This window comes from Streptomyces sp. NPDC026659, from assembly GCF_040638245.1.
In the GTDB taxonomy this organism is placed as follows: domain Bacteria; phylum Actinomycetota; class Actinomycetes; order Streptomycetales; family Streptomycetaceae; genus Streptomyces.
Genome location: NZ_JBEZXY010000006.1, coordinates 253,895 through 279,397, shown reverse-complemented (window position 1 = coordinate 279,397; position 25,503 = coordinate 253,895). Strand labels below are relative to the sequence as shown.

Sequence of the window (25,503 nt, the reverse complement as noted above, 5' to 3'; positions counted from 1 at the left end):
CTGTTGCCGGAAGGTGTGACCTGTTGCCGGAAGGCTCCGGCCGACGGGCTCAGCCCTGCGGGGGCAGCGGCGGCGGTACGTCGGCGAGCAGCGACGCCAGCTCCGGGATCCGGTCCGCGGGCTGCCAGGCGGCCTGCCCGCTGCGCCAGACCAGGGTGGTGCGGGTCAGGTTGCCCGCCGCCACCTGACCGGCGAGCGCGCTCTCGTCGTACGGGCCCTGCTGCTGCCCGCCGACGGCGAGGAACCAGCGCGGTGCGGTGGGCAGCGGCGGCGGGACGTCGGCGGAGGCGGGAACAGGGGCGGGGGCGGGGGCGGGCTGTGCCGCCGGGGCCGGCGGGGCCGTCGCCGCGCCGGACATGTTCTGCGCGATCCGCCGGCCCAGCGCCATGCCCACGCCCAGGCCGACGGCGTCGCCGCCGGTGCCGGGGTTGGCGGCGGCGATCGTCGTCGCGTCGGCCGCCTGGAGCTTGGCGTAGTCGTCCAGGTTGCCGGTGACGGCCATCCGGGAGCGGGTGTCGATCGCCGCCTCGACCTCGGGCGGGACGCTGATGTTCTCGATGTGGAAACGGGGGATGGCGATGCCGGTGGGGGCCAGCTCCAGGGTGAGGGCCTCGGCCAGTTGCCGGCCGATGCCGTCCTGCCGGGCGGCGAGGTCCAGGAGCGGAACTCCGGCGGCTCCCAGTACGGAGCCCAGCTTGGACACGGTCAGCTGCCGCAGGTGCTCGGCGACCTCCTCGGTGCGGAACTGCGGTTCGGTGCCCACCAGTTCGCGCAGCAGCGCGGCTGCGTCGACCACCTTGGCGGCGAAGGTGCCGAAAGCGCGGACCCGGACCATGCCGAACTCGGCGTCCCGCAGGATCACCGGGTTCTGGGTGCCCCACTTGAAGTCGGTGAACTGCCGGGTGGTGACGAAGTAGACCTCGGCCTTGAACGGCGACTCGAAGCCGTGCTTCCAGCCCTTCAGGGTGGACAGGACTGGCATGTTCTGGGTCGAGAGGGTGTACGTGCCGGGCTGGTAGACGTCGGCGAGGCGGCCCTCGTTGACGAAGACGGCCACCTGCGACTCGCGCACGACGAGCCGGGCGCCCATCTTGATCTCGTTGCCGTGGCGCGGAAAGCGCCACACGATGGTGTCCCGGCCGTCGTCGGTCCACTCGATGATGTCGATGAACTCACCGCGGATACGGTCCATCAGCCCCACGACGTTCCCCCACTCCCCCTGTTTCCGCCTGACCGCGGGTCCCGGACGGTGGCCACTCGGCGATCAAGCGATCAGCCGACAGTATGCCCACAACGGCCCACGCTGCCATGGGCAGGGCCCGGGCAGCGCAATGCCGGCGCAGCTCCCCAGCTGCGCCGGCATTCGTGCCGTCCGCCGCACCCCCGTCCCCACGGGGTTTCAAGGATGGATGGATGTAACCCGGACCGCTCTTCCGGACCTGGAGCGCCGGTCAGCGCCCCAGCATCGCACCCACGGACGACGCCTGTGTGGCCACCGTCTCCCACCCGTCGAAGACGAGGAGGAGCAGAAGCGCCAGGGGCAGGGCCATGAGGGTCGCCACCACGGGATGGCGGCGGCCCGTCCGGCGGGGGCCGGGCGTGGTGCGCCTCGGTGCCGTAGGGGCCATGATTCCTCCAGGCTTTCCCTGGTCGTGCTCGGTGGTTCTTGTGTTGTCGCGCTTCGTCAGCAGCGGCGGGTGTGTGACCTCGGGGGACGAGTACCGCACCCGCCGCTTGACCTCAAATGTAGGCGCGGGGCGGTGTCCCGGGCGTCATGCCCTCGTATCGAATGGCGGGCCTCCCGGAGGATGAGCCCTCCCATGCGAAGTACTCCCCTGGGTGGAGACCTCGCTCCGGTTCTCGGGGTCTTCCCGGAGGGGTCGCCCGTTGTCGGTGCCGGGAGGCCGCCGCACGGGTCGCTCTCCGCCCACGGGTGGATACGTATGACTTCAGTCACTTTGACCTCCGCACGGTGACCCGCGCCGTCCGGGATCGGGGCGGTGGGAGCGGACGCGGACCGCCGGGTGCCGGTCCCGCGCGGTCCGTCCTCGCCGCCGACGGGCACCGGGCCGAATCCCAACCCCCTTGATCGGTCGACTTGTTGACATCCTCAGACCCTCAACAGCTCTGCAATTGACCGTCTGCTGACCGGGCTTCACCTGGAGTGGCCGCCGCGCAATCCGTCGGTACCGGAGGGCGCGGCCTCTGCGCGCGGGCGGCCGTGGAAACGTAAGCTGGGCCGAGTCACAGGGACCGGGCAGCGGGGATGAACATGGCGATGATGCGCCTGAGGCGCGAGGACCCGCGCGTCGTCGGCTCGTTCAGGCTTCACCGACGGCTCGGCGCGGGCGGGATGGGCGTGGTCTACCTCGGCTCCGACAAGAAGGGGCAGCGGGTCGCGCTGAAGGTGATCCGGCCGGACCTCGCGGAGGACCAGGAGTTCCGGTCGCGGTTCGCGCGCGAGGTGTCGGCGGCCCGCCGTATCCGGGGCGGCTGTACGGCGCGGCTGGTGGCGGCGGACCTGGAGGCGGAACGCCCGTGGTTCGCGACGCAGTACGTGCCCGGGCCCTCCCTGCACGACAAGGTGGCCGACGAGGGCCCGCTGGTCGCGGCCGAGGCCGCGTCGATCGGCGCGGCACTGTCGGAGGGACTCGTCGCCGTCCATGAGGCGGGTGTGGTCCACCGGGACCTGAAGCCGTCCAACATCCTGCTGTCCCCCAAGGGCCCCCGGATCATCGACTTCGGCATCGCCTGGGCCACGGGTGCCTCCACGCTCACCCACGTGGGCACGGCGGTGGGCTCCCCGGGCTTCCTGGCGCCGGAGCAGGTGCGCGGGGCCGCGGTCACCCCGGCGACGGACGTGTTCTCGCTGGGGGCGACCTTGGCGTACGCCTCGACCGGTGACTCGCCCTTCGGGCACGGCAGTTCCGAGGTGATGCTCTACCGCGTGGTGCACGAGGAGCCGCAGCTGCACGGCGTACCGGACGCGCTGGCCCCGCTGGTGCGGGCGTGCCTGGCCAAGGACCCGGAGGACCGGCCGAGCACGCTCCAGCTGTCCCTGCGGCTGAAGGAGATCGCGGCGCGCGAGGCGCAGGGCCTGGGCGACGTGCGGCCGCCCGCGCCGCGCGTGGGAGAGGGCGACCGGGGTGCCGGGCGCCTGGTGGACACCTATCCGGATCAGCAGCGTACGACCCAGCGGCGGCCCTCCCCCTCGGGTACGCCGCTGCCGCGCGGTGCCACGCCCGCCCGGGGTGGCACCCCCTCGCGGGGCGGCTCGCGGCCGGGCGCGAACCGCGCGACCCCCGCACCGCGTCCGCGCTCCACGGGCAACGGCCGTCCGGCGGGCCCCCGCAGCGGCGCCGGCCGCCCGGCCCCCCGTACGACGGGAACCCGACTGCGTCCGGCCAACCCCCGGCTGCTGCGCCAGCGGCTGTTCGTCTTCGTGGTGGTGACGCTGCTGGTGGCGCTGGGGATCGCGCTGGCCCAGGGGTGTACGGGCCCGTCCCGGGGGCTGGGGGGCGACGGCACGCGGCAGACGCACGTCCAGCCGAGGACGGGATCGAACGGCGACGACGGGGTGCCGGTGGAGCAGGAGTACAACCCGACGCCGCGGCCCGACGGACCCTCGCTCGCCGCCAAGTAGGCCGCCGGGCGGGGGGTTACGGCTTGCGGCAGGTCGTGTAGAACGCCACCGCCGACGCCGCCGCCACGTTCAGCGAGTCGATGCCCGCCGACATCGGGATGCGGACCAGTTGGTCGGCCGCGTTCATGGCCGCCCGGGACAGGCCGTCGCCCTCGGTGCCCAGCATCAGGGCCAGCTTCTCGTGGTGCTCGGCGGCCAGTTCGTCCAGGGTGATGGAGTCCGGGCCCAGGCAGAGGGCCGCGATGACGAAGCCCGCCTCGTGGAGCGTGCCCGCGTCCTGCGGCCAGGAGTCGAAGCGCGCGTAGGGGACCGAGAAGACGGCGCCCATGGAGACCTTCACCGCGCGCCGGTAGAGGGGGTCGGCGCAGCGGGGGGTGAGGAGGACCGCGTCCACGCCCAGCGCGGCCGCGTTACGGAAGGCGGCGCCCAGGTTGGAGTGGTCGACCATGTCCTCGAAGACGGCCACGCGGCGGGCGGGGGCCAGCACTTCGGCGGCCGTCGGCAGCGGCTTGCGGCCCATGGAGGCGAGGGCGCCCCGGTGGACGTGGTAGCCGGTGACGCGTTCGGCCAGTTCCGGGCTCACGCAGTAGACGGGGGCGGGGAGTTCGTCGATGACGTCCCGCATCACCTCGGTCCACTTGGGGGTGAGCAGCATGGAGCGCGTGCCGTAGCCCGCCGCCCGCGCCCGGCGGATCACCTTCTCGCCCTCCGCGATGAACAGCCCCTCGGCGGGCTCGCGCCTGCGGCGCAGCTCCACGTCGGTGAGGTTCGTGTAGTCGTGCAGGCGGGGGTCGTCGGGGTCCGTGATGGTGATGAGTTCGGCCACGGGAAGATGCTGCCTCGTTCTGGGGGGAGAAGGAAAACGACGGTGCGGGGTGCCCTCGGGACCGGTGGGTCCCTCGGCGTTCGTACGCGTCTCAGGCGTCCGGCGCCGTCGGGCCCACCGTGACCACCTCGCCGACCACGATCACCGCGGGCGGCTTCACCGCCTCGCGCCGTACCGTCTCCTCGACCGTCGCGAGCGTCGCGTCCACCCGGCGCTGGGCGGCGGTCGTGCCCTCCTGGATCAGGGCGACCGGGGTGTCGGGGGATTTGCCGTGGGCGATGAGGGTCTCGGCGATGCGGCCCATCTTGTCGACGCCCATGAGGATCACCAGCGTGCCGGTGAGCTTCGCGAGCGAGGGCCAGTCGACCAGGGAGCGTTCGTCGTCGGGGGCGACATGGCCGCTGACCACGGTGAACTCATGGGCGACGCCCCGGTGCGTGACGGGTATCCCGGCCGCGCCCGGCACGGACACCGAGCTGGTGATGCCGGGGACGACCGTGCAGGGGATGCCCGCCTCGGCGAGCGCCTGGACCTCCTCCATGCCCCGGCCGAAGACGAAGGGGTCGCCGCCCTTGAGCCGCACCACGGACTTGCCCTGCTTGGCGTGCTCGATCAGGGCGTTGTTGATGGCCTCCTGGGCCATGTAGCGGCCGTAGGGGATCTTCGCCGCGTCGATCACCTCGACGTGCGGCGGGAGTTCGGCGAGCAGGTCGCGCGGGCCGAGCCGGTCGGCGATGACCACGTCGGCCTCCGCGAGCAGACGCCGTCCGCGCACGGTGATCAGGTCGGGGTCGCCGGGGCCGCCGCCGACGAGGGCGACACCGGGGGTGCGGGTGCGGTGGTGGGGGGCGACGAGGGTGCCGTCGCGCAGGCCCGCCACGACCGCGTCGCGGACGGCGGCGGTGTGCCGGGGGTCGCGGTTCCGCGCGGTGGTGGTGAGGACGGCGACCGTCACGCCCTCGCTGGTCCCGGTGGCCGGGGTCCAAGCGGTGGCCGCGTCGGCGTCGTCGGAGCGTACGCACCAGACGCGCGCGCGCTCGGCCTCGGCGGAGGCGGTGGCGTTGGCGACGGGGTCGCTGGTGGCGATCAGGGCGTACCAGGCGCCGTTCAGATCGCCCTCGGCGTACGGCCGCCGCTCCCAGGTGATCTCGCCCGCGTCCGCCATCGCCTCCACGGAGGGCGTCGCCCCGGGCGAGACCAGCAGGATGTCCGCACCCGCCGCGATCAGCGCCGGAAGGCGGCGCTGGGCGACCTGGCCGCCGCCGAGCACGACCACGCGGCGGCCGGCCAGACGGAGACCTACGGGGTAGGCGGGGTGTTCGGCCATGAGGTGCGGCTCCTCGTCCAGCTCTGCGGTCGGCGCGCTACGGCGGCGGAGCGGCCCTGACGTGCGGATTTTACGGCGCCGGGGCGGGCGGCGGCACGGGCGGTCCGGTGGGTGAACACCGGACCGCCCGTCTCGCGGGAGGGCCAGCCCTTGACATCAAGGGGTGGCCCTCCCGGTGATGACCTACTTCTCGGTGACGCCCGCCGAGTCGAACGTCGCCACCTCGTGCATCGCGCGCGCCGTGCTCTGCACCAGCGGCAGGGCGAGCAGCGCGCCGGTGCCCTCGCCCAGGCGCAGGTCGAGGTCGACCAGCGGGCGCAGGCCCAGCTTGTTGAGCGCGGCGACATGGCCGGGCTCGGCGCTGCGGTGACCGGCGATGCAGGCGGCCAGCACCTCGGGGGCGATGGCGCGGGCCACGAGGGCCGCGGCCCCGGCGCTGACGCCGTCCAGGATCACCGGCGTACGCAGCGACGCGCCGCCGAGCAGCAGGCCGACCATGGCCGCGTGCTCGAAGCCGCCGACCGCGGCGAGGACGCCGATCGGGTCGGCCGGGTCGCACTGGTGGAGTTCCAGCGCGCGGCGGACCACCTCGGTCTTGCGGGCCAGCGTCTCGTCGTTGATGCCGGTGCCGCGCCCGGTGACCTCGGCTGGGTCGGCGCCGGTGAAGACGGCGATCAGCGCGGCGGACGCGGTGGTGTTGGCGATGCCCATCTCACCGGTGAGCAGCGCCTTGTTCCCGGCCGCGACCAGGTCGCGGGCGGTCTCGATGCCGACCTCGATGGCCGCCCTGGCCTCGTCGCGGGTCATCGCGGGCCCTGCGGTCATGTCGGAGGTGCCGCCCCGGATCTTGCGGGGCAGCAGGCCGGGGGTGGCGGGCAGGTCGGCGACGACGCCGACGTCCACGACGCACACCTCGGCGCCGACCTGGCTCGCGAAGGCGTTGCAGACCGCCCCGCCGCCCAGGAAGTTGGCCACCATCTGGCCGGTGACCTCCTGCGGCCAGGGGGTGACGCCCTGGGCGTGCACACCATGGTCACCGGCGAAGATCGCGACGACGGCGGGCTCCGGGATCGGCGGCGGGCACTGCCGGGAGAGACCCGACAGCTGCGCGGAGATGATCTCCAGCATGCCGAGCGCGCCGGCCGGCTTGGTCATGCGCTTCTGGCGCTCCCACGCCTCGCCGAGCGCCTTGGCGTCGAGCGGGCGGATCTGTGCGACGGTCTCGGCGAGCAGGTCGTGGGGTTCCTCTCCGGGCAGGGCGCGGCGCCCGTACGTCTCCTCGTGCACGACCCAGGACAGCGGGCGGCGCTTGGACCAGCCCGCCTGCATCAGCTCGGGCTCGTCCGGGAACTCGTCGACGTACCCGACGCACAGGTAGGCGACGACCTCCAGGTGCTCGGGCAGGCCGAGGGCGCGGACCATCTCCCGCTCGTCGAAGAAGCTGACCCAGCCGACGCCGAGGCCCTCGGCGCGGGCCGCGAGCCACAGGTTCTCGACCGCGAGCGCGGAGGAGTACGGCGCCATCTGCGGCTGGGTGTGCCGGCCGAGGGTGTGGCGGCCGCCACGGGTGGGGTCGGCGGTGACGACGATGTTCACCGGGGTGTCGAGGATGGCCTCGATCTTCATTTCCTTGAACTGCTTCGCCCGGCCCTTGGGCAGCGACTGGGCGTACGCCTCGCGCTGGCTCATGGCCAGGTCGTGCATCGCGCGCCGCGTGTCCGCGGACTTGATGACGACGAAGTCCCAGGGCTGCGAGTGGCCCACCGACGGCGCGGTGTGCGCGGCCTCCAGGACGCGGAGCAGCACCTCGTGCGGGATGGGGTCGCCACGGAAGCCGTTGCGGATGTCGCGGCGCTCGCGGATCACCTTGAGCACGGCCTCGCGCTCGGCGTCGTTGTACGCGGGGGCGGCGGGGCCTGCGGGTACGAGTGCCTCCGCCACCGCGGGCACGTCCTGCTCGTCCTGGTCGGCGGCCCGGGTGTCCAGGTCCTCCGCGCTCTGGACGACGTCCGGCTCCCCGGTGACCTGCTCGGGCAGCTTCAGCGGCTGCGGCGGGGTCGGCGCGAGGTGCGGGGCCGTGGGCACCTGGCCCTCGACCGGCACGAACCGACCGAGCGTCTGGTCCGGGTGCGGCTCCAGGGGGACGGCGGAGGGCAGCGGGGCGGCGGCCTCCTCGGCGTCCTGCGGCGGCGCGACGAGCTGGGGGCCCTGGGCGGGTACGGGGGCCTCCGCCTCGGCGGCGACGGGGGCGGGCTCGGCGGGGGCCGGGGTTTCGGCCTCGGCCTCGGCCTCGGGGGCCGGTACGGGCTCGGGCGCCTCGGGAGTCGCCTCGGCGGCGGCCGGGACGGCGGGCTCGGCCGGGGCGGCGCCCTGCGGGTCCGCGTCGGCGGGGGCGACAGCCTGCGGCTCCGGCTGGGCGGTGTCCGGGGCCGGGGCCTCGGCGGGGTCGACGGTGGCCGGGGCCGCAGCCTGCGGCTGGGACGCGTCGGGCACGGGGGCCTGCGCGGGGTCGGCCTCGGCAGGGGCGACAGCTTGCGGGTCCGGCTCGGCCGGAGCGGCGGCGAGCGGCTCGACTTCAGCCGGGACGGCCGCCTGCGGGTCGGCTTCCACCGGGGCGACGGCCTGCGGGTCCGCGTCGACGGGCGCGGGAGCCTGCGGCTCGGCCTCGGCGGCAGCCTGCGGCTGGGCCGCGTCGGGCACGGAGTCCTGCACGGGGTCGGCCTCGGCCGGAACGGCGGCCTGCGGGTCCGGCTCGACCGGAGCGGCGGCAAGCGGCTCCGCTTCGACCGGAGCGACGGCCTGCTGGGCCGCGTCGGGCGCGGGGGCCTGTTCCGGGTCGGCCTCGACCGCGAGGTCGGCCTGCGGGTCCGGCTCCACCGGAGCGGCGGCCTGGGCCGGGATGGTCGCGTCGGCCACCGGGGCCGCGTCGGCCTCGACGGCGACCGGCTCCGCAGCGGCCGGGGCGGCAACCGCCTCGACCGGCGCGGCCACCTCCGGCGTCGCGGGCTCGGCCTGCTCGACCGGCTCCGCCGGGGCTTCCACCGCGGCGACGGCCTCGACCGCCTCCTGCGGCTCCTCGGCCGACGGAACGACAGCCTCCGCCACCACGCCGACCTCGGCAGGCACAGCCTCGGCGGCGGCGACCTCGTACACCCCGTCGTGGCCGTCCACCGGCTGGACCCCGTCGTGGGCGTGCACGACGCCGGTCGCCTGGGTGGCCATGCGGGCCATGGCGGCCTGGGCGGGGTCGGCGATGGTGCCGGGGACCGGGCCAACCCTTTCGGCGGCGGGCGGGGCCACGGCGGCGGCCAGGTTCCACTGGCCCGTCCCGTGCGGAACGGGCTCGTGGAACTGCGGTGCCTCCGCGTACTCGGGACCGGCCACGGGCTGGGCGGGCTGCCGTACGGGCGCGCCCGCCGGGCCGCGGTCGGCAAGGGAGCGGACCGGGCTGGCGGAGGCGTCGGGGATCGGCGGGCCGAGGTGCAGCGGCCTGCGCGGCGGCTGCGGGGCCTGGCCGTGCGGGGCCGACAGGATGGGGGACGGCGTGACGGAGACGGGGCCCGGCTCGGGCAGCCGTACGCCGGTGAGGTCGACCTGGCCGCTGTCGCGGCCCGACGCCTCGTGCGCGCCCGGCTGGTGGACGGCCTCGACGACCGGTTCCGGTGCGGGCGGCGGCACTTCGTTGCCCCACGCGCCCTGGGCGCCCGGCAGCAGCAGGTCTTCATCCCCGGCGGGCGCCTCGGCAACGTAGGTGTAGCCGTGGGCGGGGGCGCCCGGCTGCTCCACCATGCCTGCGCTCTCCGGCTGTCCCTCGCCCGGGATCTGGCCGGTGTCGGTCATGCGTACCCCTCGCCCATCGCTTCAGTGCTCCTACGACCAGCTCACCCGGAACGGCGCACCGACCGCCCCGTAGTGAGAACGAGCGTCCGTGCCCGGCGGCACGAACGGCCGCCAGAAATGACGACAAAGCCATTCAGTGGCATGAAAACCGCTAGTGACATTGTCCCGCCGTCGCGCCGTCGCGACAGCGTGATCCGCGACTGCCCGTTGTGGACTGCGCCACGTCGCGCGTCCTGTGGTGTCGTGGTACCCCACCCACCCTCAAAACGGGCGTGCGTTCCGGACATTGGCGAACGAATTTCCGGAACGCCGGTGCGGTACAACGATCGGCCAGCCTACCGCGCGCGGTACGACAACAGGATCACGGGGCGGGGGCGAGCTGCCCTTTCCGCCCCATACGCGCCTTCGGTCAGCGCGGGGTGTCGCGGCGGGGCAGTTCGCCCGTGAGCAGGAACGCGACGCTCCGCTCGGTCTCCGTCCAGGCCCGGCTGTCGAGTTCGACGGCCTGGACGAGGGCGCACTCGACGCGGTAGCCGTGTTCGGTCAGGTCGCGGCCGACGAGTTCGGCCGCGTCGCGGGTCGCGGCGTGGGTGACGATGCGCTGCGGACGGCGGTCGGCCACGGCGGAGACCACGGCCGCTCCCCCGCCGCCGACGCGTACGACGTCGGGCTCCGGCAGGTTCTCCAGGACGTGCGGAGCCTGGCCCCTGACGATCTGGAGCTGGACCCCGAAGGCGCGCGCGGCCGCGTCGGTGCGGGCGCAGGCGGCCTGGTCGTGGTCGACGGCGATGACGGCGGCTCCGGCGCGCGCGGCGTCGACGGCGAAGGCGCCCGCGCCGCAGCCGATGTCCCACACCAGGTCGCCCGTGCGGGGCCCGAGGCGCGCGAGCTGGGCGGCGCGCAGCAGTTCGCTCTCGCCCTCGCCGAGGCCGCCGCCGTACGCCTCGTCGGGCTGGGTCCAGCCGCGCGGGCCCACGGCGGGGTCGCGCCCGGCGATCCAGCCGCCGCCCTCGACGGCGCCGGGGTGGCCGCCGATGACGATGACGACGTTGGGGTCGCGCCAGGTGTGGTCGGCTGCCTTGTCGGAGGTGAGGACGCTGACGCGTTCGTTCTCGGTGCCGAGTTCCTCGCAGACGACGAAGGTGCGGTGCACCCCGTCGAGGAGCAGGCCGAGTTCGGCGGGGCCGGCGCCGGGCGCGGTGAGGACGGCGACCTTGGGGTGGGCGCGGCAGACGTTGACGGCCCGGCGCAGGGTGCGCGGGTGGGCGACGACCACCTGGGCGTCGTCCCAGGGCATCCCGGCGCGGGCGAAGGCGGCGGCGACGGAGGAGACGCCGGGGACGACCTCGACCTCCAGGCCGAACGCGGGGTCGCGCAGGGTGCGGACGACGCCGAAGAATCCCGGGTCGCCGTCGGCGAGCACGGCGGCGGTGCCGCGGTGCGCGGCGATGCGGCGGGCGGCCAGGGTGAGGCTGCCGAGCCGGACGCGTTCGGCGGCGCGCGGGATCTCGGGCAGTGCCAGGTGGTGGGCGGCTCCCGCGACGAGCGTGGCGGCGCCGAGGGCGCCGCGTGCCGCCTCGGTCAGCGGCGAGCCGTCCCAGCCGATCACCGTGACCCGGTCGGCCATCGTCGTCAGTCTCCAGGTCTTCGCAGGTCGTCAGAGGGGTGGCCCAGGGTGCGGGCCCCGTGAGGTTACCTGGTCGGGCGGGGGTGCGGGGGCCCGGGTGGGGTCCGTCACCCGCCGTCGCCCGCCGCCGTCCCGGCCGGGCCCGGGCGGGGTCAGTTCCAGTCGGAGTAGTCGGCGTACGCGCCGAAGCCCCGGCTGTCCGAGAGCTGTTCCTCGGCGCCCTCCAGGTCCTCGGGCAGCAGGCTCCAGACGATGTAGTCGGTGCGCATGTCGGTCCAGGTGCCGTCCTCGGTGCGGACGTGCACTATGCAGGCGTTGCGCAGGACGCCCTCGCTGATGCAGCCGATCTTCTGGGCGACCTGCTGGGAGGCGGTGTTGTCGGCGGCGGTGCGGATCTCGATGCGCTCGAACTTCTGGTCGCCGAAGAGCCATTGGGCGGTGGCGAGCGCGGCCTCGGAGGCGTAGCCCTCGCCGCGTGCCCAGGGGGCGATGATGTACGACAGTTCGCTGGACCTGATCTGCCAGTCGGTCTTGGCGAGTTGGACGATGCCGACGAGGCGCTGGGTGAGGAACTCGGTGACGGCGAGGTCGAGTCCGCGTCCGGCGGTGCGTTCGGCGGGGGCGTACTCGCTGATCCAGTGGCGGGCGCCCTCCTCGGTGAAGGGCTGGGGGACGTCCGTCCAGGCGGCGACCTGTTCGTCGTTCATCATCTCGGCCAGTGCGGGCACGTCGTCCTCGTCGAGGGGGCGCAGCACCAACCGCTCCGTGCTGATGGAGATGTTGGGGAAGGTGCTAGTCATGCGCCGCTCCGTAACGTCGGATCGTTTTGTGAGGGACCGTCAGAGAACCCTCGCTGAACTGCCCAGCATGAAGCATGTAACCACTGAAACGCACGAGGGGCCCCTCCCCCGCAGTCCCCGTGCGTCACGGGAACCCCCGTGCGGGGTGCGGGAGCGGGGCCGTACGTGTGGCGCGCCGGGCCGGGTCAGCCTCCGCTGACCGGCAGGACCGAGCCCTGGTACTTGTCCTCGATGAACTTCTTCACCTCGGGCGAGGTCAGCAGCTCGGCGAGCTTCTTCACCCGCGGGTCCTTCTCGCTGCCGCGCTTGACGGCGAGGAGGTTGGCGTAGGGGTTGTTCTTCGCGGACTCCAGGTAGATGGAGTCCTTGGTGGGGCTGAGTCCGGCGTCCTGGGCGAAGTTGTTGTTGATGACGGCGGCGGCCATGTCGTCCAGCGAGCGCGGGAGCTGGGCGGCCTCCATCTCCTGGAACTTCAGGTGCCGGGGGTTCTTGACGACATCCGCCGGGGACGCCTGGGCACCGGCGCCCTTCTTGAGCTCGATGACACCGCTCGCGGCGAGGAGCTTGAGCGCGCGGGCCTCGTTGGTCAGGTCGTTGGGCACGCCGACGGTGGCTCCGTCGGGGAGCTTGGTGACGTCCTCGACCTTCTTGGAGTAGATGCCCATGGGCGGCAGGTAGGCGTCGACCACCGGCACCAGGTCGGTGCCCTTGGACTTGTTGAAGTCGTCCAGGAAGGGCTTGTTCTGGTAGAGGTTCGCGTCGAGCGAGCCCTCCTGGAGCGCGGTGTTCGGCAGGACGTAGTCCGTGAACTCCTTGACCTGGAGCTTCAGTCCGGCCTTGGCGGCGAGGTGGTCGTTGATGTAGCCGAGTACCTCGCCGGCCGGGACGGGGGTGGCGCCGACGACGAGTGCGCCGTCCTTGCTGCCACCGCCGTCCGAGGCCGAGCCCGAGCCGCAGCCGGTGAGGCCGAGGCCGAGCGGGAGGGCGGCCGCCACCGCGAGCCATACGGTCTTGCGCATGTCGATCCCCTTGTCGTTCGTGCGCGTCGGTCGTTCTTCCGCGTCAGTCGCACGCGTCGTGCGTGCGTGTCGCGATCAGAACGAGGGGATGACGGAGCCCTGGTACTTGTCCTCGATGAACTTCTTCACCTCGGGCGAGGTCAGCAGCTTGGCGAGCTTCTCGACCCGCGGGTCCTTCTCGTTGCCCTTCTTCACCGCGAGGAAGTTGCCGTAGGGGTTGTCCTTCGGGGACTCCAGGACGAGGGCGTCCTTGGCGGGCTTGAGACCGGCGGATATCGCGTAGTTGCCGTTGACCACGGCCGCGTCCACGTCGTCCAGGGAGCGCGGCGTCTGGGCGGCCTCGACCTCCTTGAACTTCAGCTTCTTGGGGTTCGCGGTGATGTCCGCGGGGGTCGCCTCGTTGCCCACGCCGTCCTTGAGGGTGATGAGCTTGTTGGCGGCGAGCAGCTTGAGGGCGCGCGCCTCGTTCACGGCGTCGTTGGGGACCGCGATGGTCGCACCGCTCTTCAGCGCGTCGGCCTTCTTGACCTTGTGGGAGTAGAGGCCGAGCGGCTCCAGGTGCACCGTGACGACGGGCACGATGTGGGTGCCGCGCTTCTTGTTGAAGTCGTCCAGGTACGGCTGGTTCTGGAAGTAGTTGGCACCGACGGAGCCGTCCTCGGTCGCCGTGTTCGGCGTGATGTAGTCGCTGAACTCCTTGACCTCGAGGTCGAGTCCGGCCTTCTTCGCCAGGTTCTTCTGGACGAAGTTCAGGATCTCGGCGTGCGGGGTGGGGCTCGCGGCGACGATCAGCGGTCCGCTGAAGTCGGAGGAACCGGCGGAGTCCTTGCCGGAGCCGCAGGCTGTCAGCCCGAAGGCGATGGCTCCGGCGGCGAGGACGGCGGTGGTGAGCTTGGCGGTGTTACGCACGAAAAGTGCCTTTCCTTGGGTGGTGCGACCCCGTGTACGGGTGAACGGGGAGTCTTTGGGTGTCCGGAGGGACAGGGGGACCGGCTCGGCTCAGGCGACCTTGGAGACGTCGGCCGCGGCCGGTTCGGACGCCTTCAGCAGCCGGAGCTTCGGCGCGGGTCCGGAGCGTCCGCCGCGCCCGTGCAGGGAGCGGGCCGCGAAGTCGCCGGCGAACTGGATGAGCGAGATGACGACCGCGAGGATGCCGACGGTGATCCACATCAGCTCGGTCTCGAAGCGCTGGTAGCCGTAGCGGACGGCGAGGTCGCCGAGGCCGCCGCCGCCGACGGTGCCGGCCATGGCGGAGTAGCCGATGAGGGCGATGATCGTGGTTGTGGTGCTGGCGATCAGCGAGGGCAGCGCCTCGGGGACGAGGACCTTGCGGACGATCGTCCAGGTGTTGCCGCCCATGGACTGCACGGCCTCGACGAGTCCGCCGTCCACCTCGCGGACGGCCGTCTCGACGAGCCGGGCGAAGAACGGGATGCCGCCGATGGCGAGCGGGACGATCGCGGCGGTGGTGCCGATGGTGGTGCCGGTGACCCAGCGGGTGAAGCTCATCAGCGCGACCATCAGGATGATGAACGGCATCGAGCGGCCGACGTTCACGATCTGGCCGATCACCTTGTTGGCGACCACGTTCTGGAGCAGTCCGCCCCGGTCGGTGAGGACCAGGAGGATGCCGAGCGGGAGGCCGACGGCGACGGCTATCAGGGTGGACCACAGGACCATCGAGAACGTCTCGGAACACGCCTGCGACAGCAGCGGCTGCATCTCGGACCAGGTCACTTGGCACCATCCTTCACCAGCACGGGCTCCTGGCCCTGGACGTCGATCTGCAGACCCTGTTCGCGCAGGAAGCCGATGGGCACGACGTTGTCCTCGTAGCGGCCGGGCAGTTCGATGCGCATCCGGCCGATCTGGAGGCCGCCGACGGTGTCGATGGCCGCGCCGAGGATCGAGATGTCGATGTTGTAGGTGCGCGAGAGCTGGGAGATGACCGGCTGGGTGGCGGCCTCGCCATGGAAGGTGATGTCGAGGACGGTGCGGTCGGCACCGGTGGCCTCGCCGCCCACCGGGAACAGGGCGGAGGCCAGCTGGGAGCCGGGGGTGGCGAGCAGTTCGCTGACGGTGCCGGATTCCACGACGCGTCCCTTCTCCATGAGTGCGGCGGAGTCGCAGATGGACTTCACGACGTCCATCTCGTGGGTGATGAGCAGAACGGTGAGCCCGAGCTGCTGGTTGAGGTCGCGCAGCAGCTGGAGGATCGAGCGGGTCGTCTCGGGGTCCAGTGCGCTGGTGGCCTCGTCGGACAGCAGGACCTTGGGGTCTCCGGCCAGGGCGCGGGCGATGCCGACGCGCTGCTTCTGGCCGCCGGAGAGCTGGGCGGGGGTGGCCTTGGCCTTGTCGGCGAGGCCGACCAGGTCGAGGAGTTCCAGCGCCTTGCGCGAGCGCTCCTTGCCGGACTTGCCGAGGATCTCCAGCGGCAGTTCGACGTTGTCCTGCACGGTCCGCGAGGAGAGCAGGTTGAAGTGCTGGAAGACCATGCCGATGTGGGAGCGCGCCCGGCGCAGTTCCCGTCCGGCGCGCGGTCCGCGCCCCGCGAGCGCGGTGAGGTCCTGCCCGGCCACGGTCACGGTGCCGGCGGTGGGGCGTTCCAGCAGGTTGACGCAGCGGATCAGGGAGGACTTGCCGGCGCCGGACTGGCCGATGACGCCGTAGACCTCGCCTTCGCGGACGTGGAGGTCCACGCCGTCGAGGGCGGTGACCTCGCGGCCTCGGGAGCGGTAGACCTTGGTCAGGCCCGATGTCGTGATCACAGGATTTCCGTCACTGTCGAGTGCGCGGGCGCGGGTGGGCCCGGCACGGGTGCTTGCGTTCGTATGGGGACGCGGCACGGTTCTCGCGGTGGCGATGGGGACCGGGGGGAAACCCGGGGAGAACGGCGTGTGCGCGAAAGGCGGCACGGATCCGGTACGCCGGTGTTCCGGACGATCTACCGCGGCTCTCGCTTCGGGGCGCGAGGCTCAGATGGTGCGGGGGCCCTCTAGAAGGCGCACATTCGACACATACAACGAGCACCGGGCGTCATGGTCGCCTCGGTCGCAAGGGTGCGGCTGCTCGTCGTGGTCATGCGGGCCAGTAAAGCAGACGGACGCTCCCGACCGGAGACCGCTGTCCACATGCTGGACAGCCGCGGACAGCCCTGGTGGACAGGGCGGACGCACACATTCCGCCGCTCCCGCCCGCTCGGCCAAGCCGGACAAGGGCGGCAGGCCGCCGGCCGAGGAGGGTGCCGGACTCCTTCGAGGGGCGCGTTGTGGCCAACGCCACGGCCGTCGCGGTCGCCGAGGGACGGGCGACGGCGTAGGCCGGGGGCGGCGGCGGGCGTCCGTTTCGGCCGTAATAGGGTCTCGGCATGCTCAACGCCCTCTTGCTGGTGACCGGGGTCGCCGCGCTGCTCCTGGCCGCCTGGTGCGGCTGGGCCGCGTACCGGGACCAGCCGACCAAGGACTGGCACCTGATCGGCATGGCCGTGGTGTCGGTCCTCGCCCTGGTGCAGCTGGTGGTCGGGGTCGTACGGCTGGCCCGGGGCGAGCGTCCCGAGCAGGGCACGACGATCTTCGTGGCGTATCTGCTGGGCGCGTTCGCGTGCGTCCCCGCGGCCGGGTTCATGTCGCTGGCCGAGCGGACCCGCTGGGGCTCGGTGACGGCCGCCGCGGGCGGCGTGGTCCTTGCCGTGCTCGAGGTGCGGCTCTTCGACATCTGGGGAGGCTGAAGTGACGGCGCTGGAGGAGAAGCCGACCCGGCTGATCAGCGGGCCGGGCATGCTGCTCGTCTGGTTCTACGGCGTGATGGTCGTCGGCGCCGTGTCGCGCTCGGTGTACCAGATCGCCACGGAGTTCGACCGGGCCCCGCTCGCCTACGCGCTCTCCGCGCTCGCGGGCGTGGTGTACGGCTTCATCACGTACACCCTGGTCCGGGGCGGCGAGACGGCCCGCCGGGCGGCGCTGGTGTGCTGCGCCGCCGAGCTGGCCGGTGTGCTGGTCGTGGGCACCTGGACCCTGATCGAGCCGTCCGCGTTCCCCGACGCGACCGTGTGGTCGGACTACGGCATGGGGTACGTGTTCATCCCCGTGCTGCTGCCGCTGTCCGCCCTGTACTGGCTGCGCAAGGCGCGGCTGCGCGCGGACGTCACGCCCTAGCCGCGCGGGGCGTTGGGCGGGGCGTCACGCGGTGGCCGCGTAGGCGCCCGCCTTCTTCTCCAGCACGATCATCTCCACCCCGTCGGCGCCCTTGGAGCGCCCCACCGCCTGATATCCGGCGCGGCGGTACAGCCGCAGCCCGGCGTCGCTGCGGTGGCCGCTGTGCAGCCGGAACACGGTGGCGCCGCGCTGCTCGGTGAGGGCCGCTTCGGCCGCGCCGAGGAGCCGGGCGCCGATGCCGTGGCCCTGGAGGCGGGGGTGCACGCAGAGGGTGCCGATGGCCGCGGCGCCGTCCTCGGTGAGGCGGCCGCGCACCGAGCCGACGATCTCGTCGCCGAGCCGCGCGACATAGACGCAGTCGGCGGCGACCTCGTCGCGGACCGAGTCCAGGCTCTGGACGAGCGGGTCGATGCGGTAGTTGCCGTACCGCGCCGCCTCGCTCTGGAAACACAGGTACTGGAGCCTGAAGATCTGCTCCGCGTCCCGCTCGGTCGCCGCCGAGATGGTCACGCTCATGCCCATGTGCGCACGCCTCCCGCTCACCTGATCAGCCGTCGTACCCCACACCTATCCCCGCACTCCCCCGGCCGCAACCTCCGGCGCGAGCAATCGCCGCAGACATCCCAGACATCGGGAACGTTCCGGGCCGAGACTGCCCTGTGAGATACCCAACTCCCCCGCGATCTCGCGGTAGGTGGGGTCCTTCGGGGAGAGCAGCGCCTCCAGGAGCCGGGGGCAGCGCCCGGGCAGCCGTCCGACCGCCTCGCGCAACAGGCCGTACCGGGCTGCGGCCAGGGCGAGTTGCTCGGGTCCGGGCCGGGCGTCGTCGGCGGGCTCGGCGCCGTAGGGGTGCTCGCGCCGGACGGTGCGGCGGCTGCGTCGCGCCTCGGCGCGCACGGCCCGGCGCAGCCAGCGCTGCGGGTCGGGCGGCGGCCCCTCGGCCGCCAGCCGTTCCAGGAGCCGCACCCAGACGGCCTGTTCGAGATCGCCCGGCTCGCTTCCGGTGGCATGTGCCTCGGCGGACGCCTCGGCCGTGAGCAGCGGGCGCAGGGCGGCCACCAGGTCGTACGTCATATGCGCGAGGACGCGCCGCCCCGGCCCGGGGGTTTCCGGGACGGGGCGGTGTCACCCCCATCAGGGAGGAGCGGTTGCGGAGTTGACGCCGGGGCTCAGTGGCCGAGGAAGTCGGCGCGGGCGAGCAGGGCGGTGTCGGCGTTGTCGGTGAAGACGCCGTCGATGCCGGTGGCGAAGTAGGTGCGGAAGGCGCCGAAGGGGTCGCCGTAGCCGTCCGGGGCGCTGCCCTTGCGGTACTCGGCCGGGAGGAAGGGGTTCTCGTTGCGCATGGTGTAGGGGTGCAGGATCAGGCCGACCTTGTGGGCGTCCCCGACCAGGGTGGTGGGCGTGCCCAGGGTGCCGTCGGACTTCTTCGGGACGATCAGGTCGAGGGTGGGGCCGATGCCCTGCGCGTAACCGGCGATCTCCCGCAGTCCCTTGGGGGTGACCAGGTCCGCGACGGTGCGCGGGTCGCCGGTGGCGGTGAAGTCGTACGGGCGGGTGCCGGCCTGGTCGAGGAGGACGACCAGCGGGTTGTCGACCAGCCGGTTCATCCGCTGGATGCTGGTCGGCTCGAAGGACTGGACGATGACCGGGGAGTCGCGGTTGTCCTTGCCGTACTTGTGGAGCAGCTTGGCGACCCGCTCCTCCAGGCCGAGGCCGAGCGTGCGGAAGTAGGTGGGGTGCTTCAGCTCGGGGTAGATCCACACCTGACGGCCCAGCTCGCGGGTGCGCCGGTCCTGCCACTGGAGGACCTCTTCAAAGGTGGGGACGGGCCAGCGGCCGTTGTAGAGGGTGTTGTGCGGCCGGTTGGCCGGGATGCGCTCGACCGCGCGCAGCGTGCGCAGCTCGGCCAGCGTGAAGTCCTCGGTGAACCAGCCGGTGACGGACACCCCGTCCAGGACCTTCGTCGTCCTGCGGTCCGCGAACTCGGGGTGCGACGCCACGTCGGTGGTGCCGCCGATCTCCGGCTCGTGCCGGCAGACGAGATGCCCGTCCTTGGTGGGCACCAGGTCACCGGCCTCCACGATGTCGGCACCGAACTCCAGCGCCAGGTCGTACGAGCCGAAGGTGTGCTCGGGGCGGTAGCCGCTGGCGCCCCGGTGGCCGATGATCGTCGGCTTGGGCAGGCTCTTCAGCCCGCGCCCGCCCTGCCCGCTCTGCCCGGCCTGCGCCGCCGTGCGGGTGCCGGCCGCGTGGGCGGCGCCGGGCAGCCCGAGGACCGCGCCGCCCGCGCCGAGCACCGCGGCACCGAGGACCGCCCGCCGTCCGGTGCCCTGGGTGGGCCGGTTCGTCTGCTCGCTCTCCATGCGCGCCTCCTGCCGTTGGATCGTCGAATGCGCGCTGATCGTAGGGGCGGCGGGATGACCGGGGGGAGACCCCGGTACGAACACGCGGCTGACACGAGGTGTCCGGTGAGGGCGGTGAGGTGACGGTTCGTCGGGTCCGTCCGAGGGGGCCGCCAGGGGGCCGTACGGGTGCGACGCCTGTCACATCGCGAACACCCTCCGTGAGGAGGACTCCCAGGTAAACCAGCGTCAACAGTGCGTAAGACCTCGGTGAACCGTGCGGGCCCGACGTGCGTTTCCCCGGTTGCCGCGAGTAATGTCCTCACCTGCACAGTCTCATAACGATCCCGTCGGCCTCGGAGGACCTGTTGTCCCGCTTCGCCCTCATCAAGGCAGTGCTCGGACCGATCATGCGCCTGATGTTCCGTCCTCAGGTGGAGGGGATGGAGAACATTCCCGGCGACGGGCCGGTGATCCTGGCGGGCAACCACCTCACCTTCATCGACTCGATCGTGCTGCCGGTCGTCTCCAAGCGGCAGGTCTGCTTCATCGGCAAGGACGAGTACGTCACCGGCAAGGGCGTCAAGGGCCGCGCGATGGCCTGGTTCTTCACCGGCGTCGGCATGATCCCGGTCGACCGGGACGGCGCGAACGGGGGCGTGGCCGCGCTGATGACCGGGCGGCGGATTCTGGAGGAGGGGAAGATCTTCGGGATCTACCCCGAGGGCACGAGGTCGCCTGACGGCCGTCTTTACCGTGGTCGTACCGGTATCGCTCGGCTTACCTTGATGACCGGGGCGCCTGTTGTTCCCTTCGCCATGATCGGCACGGACAAGCTGCAGCCGGGTGGGAGTGGGATGCCGCGCCCTGGTCGGGTGACGGTGCGGTTCGGTGAGCCGATGGAGTTCTCTCGGTACGAGGGGATGGATCGGGATCGGTATGTGCTGCGGGCGGTTACGGATTCTGTGATGGCTGAGGTCATGCGGCTTTCTGGTCAGGAGTACGTGGATATGTACGCCACCAAGGCGAAGGCTGCCTGAGCGCCGTAGGGCTTCCGTTCTTTTGCGGGTGCGGGTGCGTTGTGGCTTGTCGCGCAGTTCCCCGCGCCCCTAACGGCGATAAGCCTCACCTGCGTCAGCAAGTTTCTGCTTCCTCAGCAAAAACCATGCCGCCACCGCCGTCGCCAGAAGTACCGCTGCCCCCGCTCCGCACGCCAAGTGCAGGCCGTGTACGAACGCTTCTCTGGATGCCTCCAGGAGATCGTGCGCGGCCGGCGGGGGCATTTTCGCTGCCGTTTCCACCGCCGCGCCCAGTGATTCGTGGGCGGCTGTCGGGGTGCCCGGCGGTGCCGTGAAGTCTCGGTAGGCCGCTGTGACGATGGAGCCCAGGAGGGCGATGCCCAGGGCCGCGCCGAGTTCGTAGGCCGTTTCGGAGACGGCGGAGGCGGCGCCCGCCTGGTTCTTCGGGACGCTGGAGAGGATCACGTCGGCGGTGACGGTGAAGGAGAAGCCCGCGCCCACGCCGACGATCAGGAGCGCGGCGCCGAGGAGCGGGTAGCCGGTGGACTCGCTGATCGTGGTGAGGGCCGCGAGGGCGAGGCCGATGGCGGCCAGGCCCGCCGAGACGACCGCGCGGACCGAGAAGCGGCGGGCGGCGCGGCCCGCGAGGAGGCCAGCCGCGACCGCGCCGACGGCGGCGGGCAGTTCGGCCAGGCCCGCTTCGAACGGGTGCCTGCCCTGGACCAGTTGAAGGTACTGGGACAGGAAGAACACCAGCCCCGACATGCCGAGCACGGTGAGCAGATCGGCGAGGACGGCTCCGCCGAAGCCCCGGCGCCGGAAGAGCCGTACGTCGAGGAGCGGGGTGGGCAGGGCGAGCTGGCGGCGTACGAAGCCGTAGAGCGCGGCCGCACCGAGCAGGCCCGTGGCGAGGGCGGGGGCGGTCGGGCCGTGGGTGGCGGTCTCCTTGACCGCGTAGACCACGCCGAGCATGCCGGTCAGGGAGAGGGCGACGCTCGGCAGGTCCCAGGGGCCGGGCCTCGGGTCGCGGGACTCGGGCAGGGTGCGGGCGCCGACGAGGACCAGCAGGACCGTCACCGGCAGGTTGATCAGGAAGACCGAGCCCCACCAGAAGTGCTCCAGCAGGAAGCCGCCGACGATGGGCCCCACGGCCGTACCGGCGGAGGCGGTGGCGCCCCAGACGCCGACGGCGAGGCTGCGTTCGCGCGGGTCGTGGAAGAGGGTGCGGATCAGGCCCAGGGTCGCGGGCATCAGGGTCGCGCCCGCCACGCCGAGCAGGGCGCGGGCCAGGATCATGAGGCCGGGTGTCGTCGCGTAGGCGTTCAGGACGGAGAGCGCACCGAACGCCGCCGCGCCCCACAGCAGGACGCGCTTGCGGCCGACGCGGTCGCCGAGGCTGCCCATGGAGACGAGCAGTCCGGCGATGACGAAGGAGTAGACGTCCCCGATCCACAGCAGTTCGGTGCCGGAGGGGTGGAGGTCCTCGCTGATGAAGGGGGTGGCGAGGCCGAGGACGGTGGCGTCGACGGCCACCAGGAGTACGGCCAGGGTCAGGACGGCGAGTGCGAGCCAGCGGCCGGGGCGGGGTTCGGTACCCGTCGCGACGGCCGGCCGCAGGGTGCCGGTCATGGTTCCTCGTTCCTGAGGGCGCCGCCGAGCAGCAGCTCGGCGACCATGGTGGGGAAGTCACGGGCGGCCACGCGGCCGTCCAGGGTGGCCCAGGCGCACGCGGTGATCAGCCCGTACAGCGCCTCGGTGAGCCAGGCGGGGGTGAGGTCGATGCGCAGCTCGCCCTCGCGCTGTCCGCGCCGGAACAGCGCGCCGATCCGGGCGTCCAGTCGCTCCCAGCCCTCGTTCTGTCCCTGGCCCTCCCAGAGCTGGCTCTCGCCGTAGAGGAAGGCGACCAGTCCAGCGGCGGGCTGCAGCTCGCGCACCAGACGGCGTACGGCCTCGCTCACGGGGCCCTCGTCGAGGCGGGCGCGGTCGAGCGCGGCCTCGCACTCGGCGATGCCGAGGGCTTCCAGCGCGCGGACGAGCGCGTCGCGTCCGGCGAAGTGGCGGTGCAGGGTGGCGCGGCTGATCCCGGCGGCACGGGCGACCTCGTCCATGGTCGCGGTGGATCTGCGGGTCAGCAGGGCCGCGGCACTGCGCAGCACGTGGTCTCGGTCCAGGGCCATGAGACAAGGGTACCTCTGGTGAGACATTGATGTCTCATCGTGGGCATGCGTGACTCACGCGGGCCTGGTCTTGCCAGGTGGTGCCCTCAGTGCCAGGGCAGCTGTCCGCGCCGCTCCCAGTACGCGCGCGGGTCCTCCGCCACGGCCGCGAGGCGGGCCAACTGGTCCTCGTCCAGGTCGACGGCGGCCGCGTGCAGGTTGGAGGTGAGCTGGGTGGCGGTCGCGGCGCCGGAGAGCACCACGTCGGCCCAGGGGCGGCAGAGGATCAGGGCGAGGGCGACCGCGTCGGCGCCGAGGCCGGTCTCCTCGGCCACCTCCCGCAGGGGCCCGGGCGCGTCGGGTCCGGCGAGCCTGCCGTTGGCCATGCCCTCCTTGACGATCACGGTCAGCCCGGCGTCGTGCGCCTCCGCGAGGGCGGCGCCCGCCGAGGTCTCCAGGGCGTTGTACGTCGACTGCACGGTACGGAAGAGCCGTGCGCCGTCCACCGTGATCTTCAGCGCGGCCCGGACGGCGTCGGCCTGCGCGGGGCCGCTGGTGGAGAAGCCGATGGTCAGGCCGTCGGCCGCCGCCTCCGCGAGGCGTTCGTGCAGGGCGCGGTCGGTGAGGGCCGGGCTGTCAGGGGTGACGGAGTGGATCTGGTAGAGGTCGAGCCGGTCGCCGAGCAGGGCGTTTGTCTCTGCGCGCTGGCGGTCGTAGGTGGCCAGGGAGTGGTCCTTGACCTCGTGCCGCTCGGCGTCGGTGGACCAGTCGGCGGTGTAGGTGTAGCCCCATTTGCTGCCGACGACCACGTCGTTCACGTCTGCGCGGGCGCTGAGCCAGTCCGCGAGGAACTCCTCCGCTCGGCCGTAGGAGCGGGCGGTGTCGAAGTAGCGGACACCCTGCGCGTAGGCGGCGTCGAGGAGTTCGTGGGTGCGGGCTCGTAGCGCCTCGGGCGTGCGGTTCTCTCCGAGGTCTTGGGCCCGGCCCAGGTTGATGTAGCCGGGGCGGCCCACTGCGGCGAGGCCCAGGCCGATGTGGCGGGTCGGGGTGGTCGCGGCTGCGAGGCGGGCGAAGGGCATCTCGGGCTCCGTTCGGTCGGCTGCGGCACCAACGTAACCGGTGCGCCCAAGAGCTCGGGGGGTTCGGCTCTTGGGCGACTGCGGGTGCGTCGTGGCTTGTCGCGCCCACGCGGCGGTAGCCGCACATCGATACAGCCCCGCGCCCCTCAAAAACTAACTACAGCCTCGCCCAAGCGTGCTGTGTCTCCACATCCGTCTTCAGTTCAGCCAGTTGGATCGCCACCGCGCTCGGGGCCGTACCGCCCCTGCCGTTGCGGGATGCCAGGGCGCCCGGGACGTTCAGGACCGTGCGGACCTCGGGGGTGAGGTGGGTGGAGATCTTGGCGAACTGGTCGTCGGTCAGTTCGTCCAGTTCCTTGCCCTCGGCCTCGGCGGCCTTGACGCACTCGCCCGCGACCTCGTGCGCGACGCGGAACGGTACGCCCTGCTTGACCAGCCACTCCGCGATGTCGGTGGCGAGGGAGAAGCCGGCCGGGGCCAGCTCCTCCATGCGCTCGCGGTGCACGGTGAGGGTGGCGATCATGCCGGTGAAGGCGGGGAGCAGCACCTCCAGTTGGTCGCAGGAGTCGAAGACCGGCTCCTTGTCCTCCTGGAGGTCGCGGTTGTAGGCGAGGGGAAGGGCCTTGAGGGTCGCCAGCAGGCCCGTCAAGTTGCCGATGAGGCGGCCGGACTTGCCGCGCGCCAGCTCCGCGATGTCCGGGTTCTTCTTCTGCGGCATGATCGAGGAGCCGGTGGAGAAGGCGTCGTGCAGGGTGACGAAGGAGAACTCCTTCGTGTTCCAGATGATGATCTCCTCGGCGATCCGGGAGAGGTTCACGCCGATCATGGCGGTGATGAAGGCGAACTCCGCGACGAAGTCCCGCGAGGCCGTGCCGTCGATCGAGTTGCCCACGCTGCCGTGCTCGAAGCCGAGGTCGCGGGCGACCGCCTCCGGGTCGAGCCCCAGGGAGGACCCGGCGAGCGCGCCGGAGCCGTACGGCGAGACGGCCGTGCGCTGGTCCCACTGGCGCAGCCGCTCGGCGTCCCGGGACAGGGACTGCACATGGGCCAGCACATGGTGGGCGAAGAGCACCGGCTGCGCGTGCTGGAGGTGGGTGCGGCCGGGCATGGCCACGTCCGGGTGGGCCTCGGCCAGGCCGATCAGGGCGTCCTGGAGGTCCGCGATCAGACCGCCGATGATCCGGGCGTGGTCGCGCAGGTACATCCGGAAGAGCGTGGCGACCTGGTCGTTGCGCGACCGGCCCGCGCGGAGCTTGCCGCCGAGGTCGGGACCCAGGCGCTCCAGGAGGCCGCGCTCCAGGGCGGTGTGCACGTCCTCGTCGGCGATGGTGCCCACGAAGGAGCCGTCGGCGACGTCCGCCTCCAGCTGGTCGAGCCCGGCGAGCATGCGGGTCAGCTCGTCCTCGGTGAGCAGGCCCGCTGTGTGCAGCACGCGCGCGTGGGCGCGGGAGCCGGCGATGTCGTAGGGGGCGAGCCGCCAGTCGAAGTGGACGGACGCGGACAGCTTCGCCAGGGCCTCGGCGGGACCGTCGGCGAAACGGCCGCCCCAGAGCCGTACGTCACCGCTGTTGCTGCTCACTGCGTTGCTCCTCGGGTGTGGCTGGGTGTGCGACCGCCTCCCCACCCTGACAGGCGGAGAGGCGGTCGTTCTACTGCTGTCCTGTTAACGAC

22 protein-coding genes are annotated in these 25,503 nt (G+C 72.5%); 4 read left to right on the top strand and 18 right to left on the bottom strand.

The window, feature by feature from the left end:
* Window positions 1-49: 49 nt before the first annotated feature.
* Window positions 50-1,192, bottom strand: a complete 1,143-nt coding sequence (locus AB0E91_RS17620; RefSeq protein ID WP_361782032.1) for an SPFH domain-containing protein — start codon at window positions 1,190-1,192, stop codon at window positions 50-52.
* A gap of 259 nt (window positions 1,193-1,451) precedes the next feature.
* On the bottom strand, window positions 1,452-1,628 hold the full coding sequence (locus AB0E91_RS17615; RefSeq protein ID WP_202485842.1) for a hypothetical protein: 177 nt from the start codon (window positions 1,626-1,628) through the stop codon (window positions 1,452-1,454).
* Between the two features lie 638 nt (window positions 1,629-2,266).
* Between AB0E91_RS17615 and AB0E91_RS17610 the strand changes: the two genes are divergently transcribed.
* On the top strand, window positions 2,267-3,643 hold the full coding sequence (locus AB0E91_RS17610; RefSeq protein ID WP_361782027.1) for a protein kinase: 1,377 nt from the start codon (window positions 2,267-2,269) through the stop codon (window positions 3,641-3,643).
* Window positions 3,644-3,659: 16 nt separating this feature from the next.
* On the opposite strand, the gene AB0E91_RS17605 is transcribed toward AB0E91_RS17610, so the two are convergent.
* The 9 genes from AB0E91_RS17605 to AB0E91_RS17565 all read right to left on the bottom strand — a co-directional run bounded on the left by AB0E91_RS17605 (window position 3,660) and on the right by AB0E91_RS17565 (window position 15,850).
* On the bottom strand, window positions 3,660-4,469 hold the full coding sequence (locus AB0E91_RS17605; protein ID WP_361782024.1) for an RNA methyltransferase: 810 nt from the start codon (window positions 4,467-4,469) through the stop codon (window positions 3,660-3,662).
* Window positions 4,470-4,560: 91 nt separating this feature from the next.
* Window positions 4,561-5,796 (bottom strand): uroporphyrinogen-III C-methyltransferase, encoded by a 1,236-nt coding sequence (gene cobA / locus AB0E91_RS17600; protein WP_361782021.1) that lies wholly within the window; start codon window positions 5,794-5,796, stop codon window positions 4,561-4,563.
* 183 nt (window positions 5,797-5,979) lie between these two features.
* Window positions 5,980-9,636, bottom strand: coding sequence for a nicotinate-nucleotide--dimethylbenzimidazole phosphoribosyltransferase (cobT, locus tag AB0E91_RS17595; protein WP_361782018.1), 3,657 nt, complete (start codon window positions 9,634-9,636; stop codon window positions 5,980-5,982).
* Window positions 9,637-10,045: 409 nt separating this feature from the next.
* A complete protein-coding gene (gene cbiE / locus AB0E91_RS17590) occupies window positions 10,046-11,263 on the bottom strand; it encodes a precorrin-6y C5,15-methyltransferase (decarboxylating) subunit CbiE (RefSeq protein ID WP_361782015.1) in 1,218 nt (405 codons plus the stop codon).
* Window positions 11,264-11,415: 152 nt separating this feature from the next.
* Window positions 11,416-12,063 (bottom strand): GNAT family N-acetyltransferase, encoded by a 648-nt coding sequence (locus AB0E91_RS17585; RefSeq protein ID WP_361782012.1) that lies wholly within the window; start codon window positions 12,061-12,063, stop codon window positions 11,416-11,418.
* A 185-nt stretch (window positions 12,064-12,248) separates the two neighbouring features.
* Window positions 12,249-13,082 (bottom strand): MetQ/NlpA family ABC transporter substrate-binding protein, encoded by an 834-nt coding sequence (locus AB0E91_RS17580; protein ID WP_361782009.1) that lies wholly within the window; start codon window positions 13,080-13,082, stop codon window positions 12,249-12,251.
* Between the two features lie 75 nt (window positions 13,083-13,157).
* Complete coding sequence (locus AB0E91_RS17575) at window positions 13,158-13,991, bottom strand: MetQ/NlpA family ABC transporter substrate-binding protein (RefSeq protein WP_361782006.1); 834 nt, start codon at window positions 13,989-13,991, stop codon at window positions 13,158-13,160.
* A gap of 90 nt (window positions 13,992-14,081) precedes the next feature.
* Complete coding sequence (locus AB0E91_RS17570) at window positions 14,082-14,819, bottom strand: methionine ABC transporter permease (RefSeq protein ID WP_361782003.1); 738 nt, start codon at window positions 14,817-14,819, stop codon at window positions 14,082-14,084.
* Window positions 14,816-15,850 carry an ATP-binding cassette domain-containing protein gene (locus AB0E91_RS17565; protein ID WP_161178342.1) on the bottom strand — a complete coding sequence of 345 codons (1,035 nt, stop codon included), beginning with the start codon at window positions 15,848-15,850 and terminating at the stop codon, window positions 14,816-14,818. Before AB0E91_RS17565 ends, AB0E91_RS17570 begins: the two co-directional genes overlap by 4 nt.
* Before the next feature lie 599 nt (window positions 15,851-16,449).
* Here AB0E91_RS17565 and AB0E91_RS17560 point away from each other — a divergent pair.
* Complete coding sequence (locus AB0E91_RS17560) at window positions 16,450-16,809, top strand: hypothetical protein (RefSeq protein WP_018549073.1); 360 nt, start codon at window positions 16,450-16,452, stop codon at window positions 16,807-16,809.
* 1 nt (window position 16,810) lies between these two features.
* Complete coding sequence (locus tag AB0E91_RS17555; RefSeq protein WP_361781999.1) at window positions 16,811-17,236, top strand: hypothetical protein; 426 nt, start codon at window positions 16,811-16,813, stop codon at window positions 17,234-17,236.
* 24 nt (window positions 17,237-17,260) lie between these two features.
* Here AB0E91_RS17555 and AB0E91_RS17550 read toward each other — a convergent pair whose 3' ends face one another.
* From AB0E91_RS17550 to AB0E91_RS17540, 3 genes are all read right to left on the bottom strand, one after another.
* Window positions 17,261-17,758 (bottom strand): GNAT family N-acetyltransferase, encoded by a 498-nt coding sequence (locus AB0E91_RS17550; protein ID WP_361781996.1) that lies wholly within the window; start codon window positions 17,756-17,758, stop codon window positions 17,261-17,263.
* A gap of 45 nt (window positions 17,759-17,803) precedes the next feature.
* On the bottom strand, window positions 17,804-18,310 hold the full coding sequence (locus tag AB0E91_RS17545) for a sigma-70 family RNA polymerase sigma factor (RefSeq protein WP_361781993.1): 507 nt from the start codon (window positions 18,308-18,310) through the stop codon (window positions 17,804-17,806).
* Between the two features lie 95 nt (window positions 18,311-18,405).
* Complete coding sequence (locus AB0E91_RS17540; protein WP_361781990.1) at window positions 18,406-19,599, bottom strand: glycerophosphodiester phosphodiesterase; 1,194 nt, start codon at window positions 19,597-19,599, stop codon at window positions 18,406-18,408.
* A 389-nt stretch (window positions 19,600-19,988) separates the two neighbouring features.
* Between AB0E91_RS17540 and AB0E91_RS17535 the strand changes: the two genes are divergently transcribed.
* Complete coding sequence (locus AB0E91_RS17535; RefSeq protein WP_237525710.1) at window positions 19,989-20,618, top strand: lysophospholipid acyltransferase family protein; 630 nt, start codon at window positions 19,989-19,991, stop codon at window positions 20,616-20,618.
* A 69-nt stretch (window positions 20,619-20,687) separates the two neighbouring features.
* Here AB0E91_RS17535 and AB0E91_RS17530 read toward each other — a convergent pair whose 3' ends face one another.
* From AB0E91_RS17530 to argH, 4 genes are all read right to left on the bottom strand, one after another.
* The gene (locus AB0E91_RS17530; protein WP_361781987.1) at window positions 20,688-22,226 is read right to left on the bottom strand and encodes an MFS transporter; all 1,539 of its coding nucleotides are present in this window, start codon (window positions 22,224-22,226) and stop codon (window positions 20,688-20,690) included.
* Entirely contained in the window at window positions 22,223-22,774 is a 552-nt protein-coding gene (locus AB0E91_RS17525; RefSeq protein ID WP_361781984.1) for a helix-turn-helix domain-containing protein, read from the bottom strand. The genes AB0E91_RS17530 and AB0E91_RS17525 overlap by 4 nt, the downstream gene beginning before the upstream one ends.
* An 86-nt stretch (window positions 22,775-22,860) precedes the next feature.
* Window positions 22,861-23,832: an aldo/keto reductase gene (locus AB0E91_RS17520; protein ID WP_361781981.1), complete on the bottom strand. Its 972-nt coding sequence runs from the start codon at window positions 23,830-23,832 to the stop codon at window positions 22,861-22,863.
* A 157-nt stretch (window positions 23,833-23,989) separates the two neighbouring features.
* The gene (gene argH / locus AB0E91_RS17515; protein WP_361781979.1) at window positions 23,990-25,411 is read right to left on the bottom strand and encodes an argininosuccinate lyase; all 1,422 of its coding nucleotides are present in this window, start codon (window positions 25,409-25,411) and stop codon (window positions 23,990-23,992) included.
* Window positions 25,412-25,503: the final 92 nt, after the last annotated feature.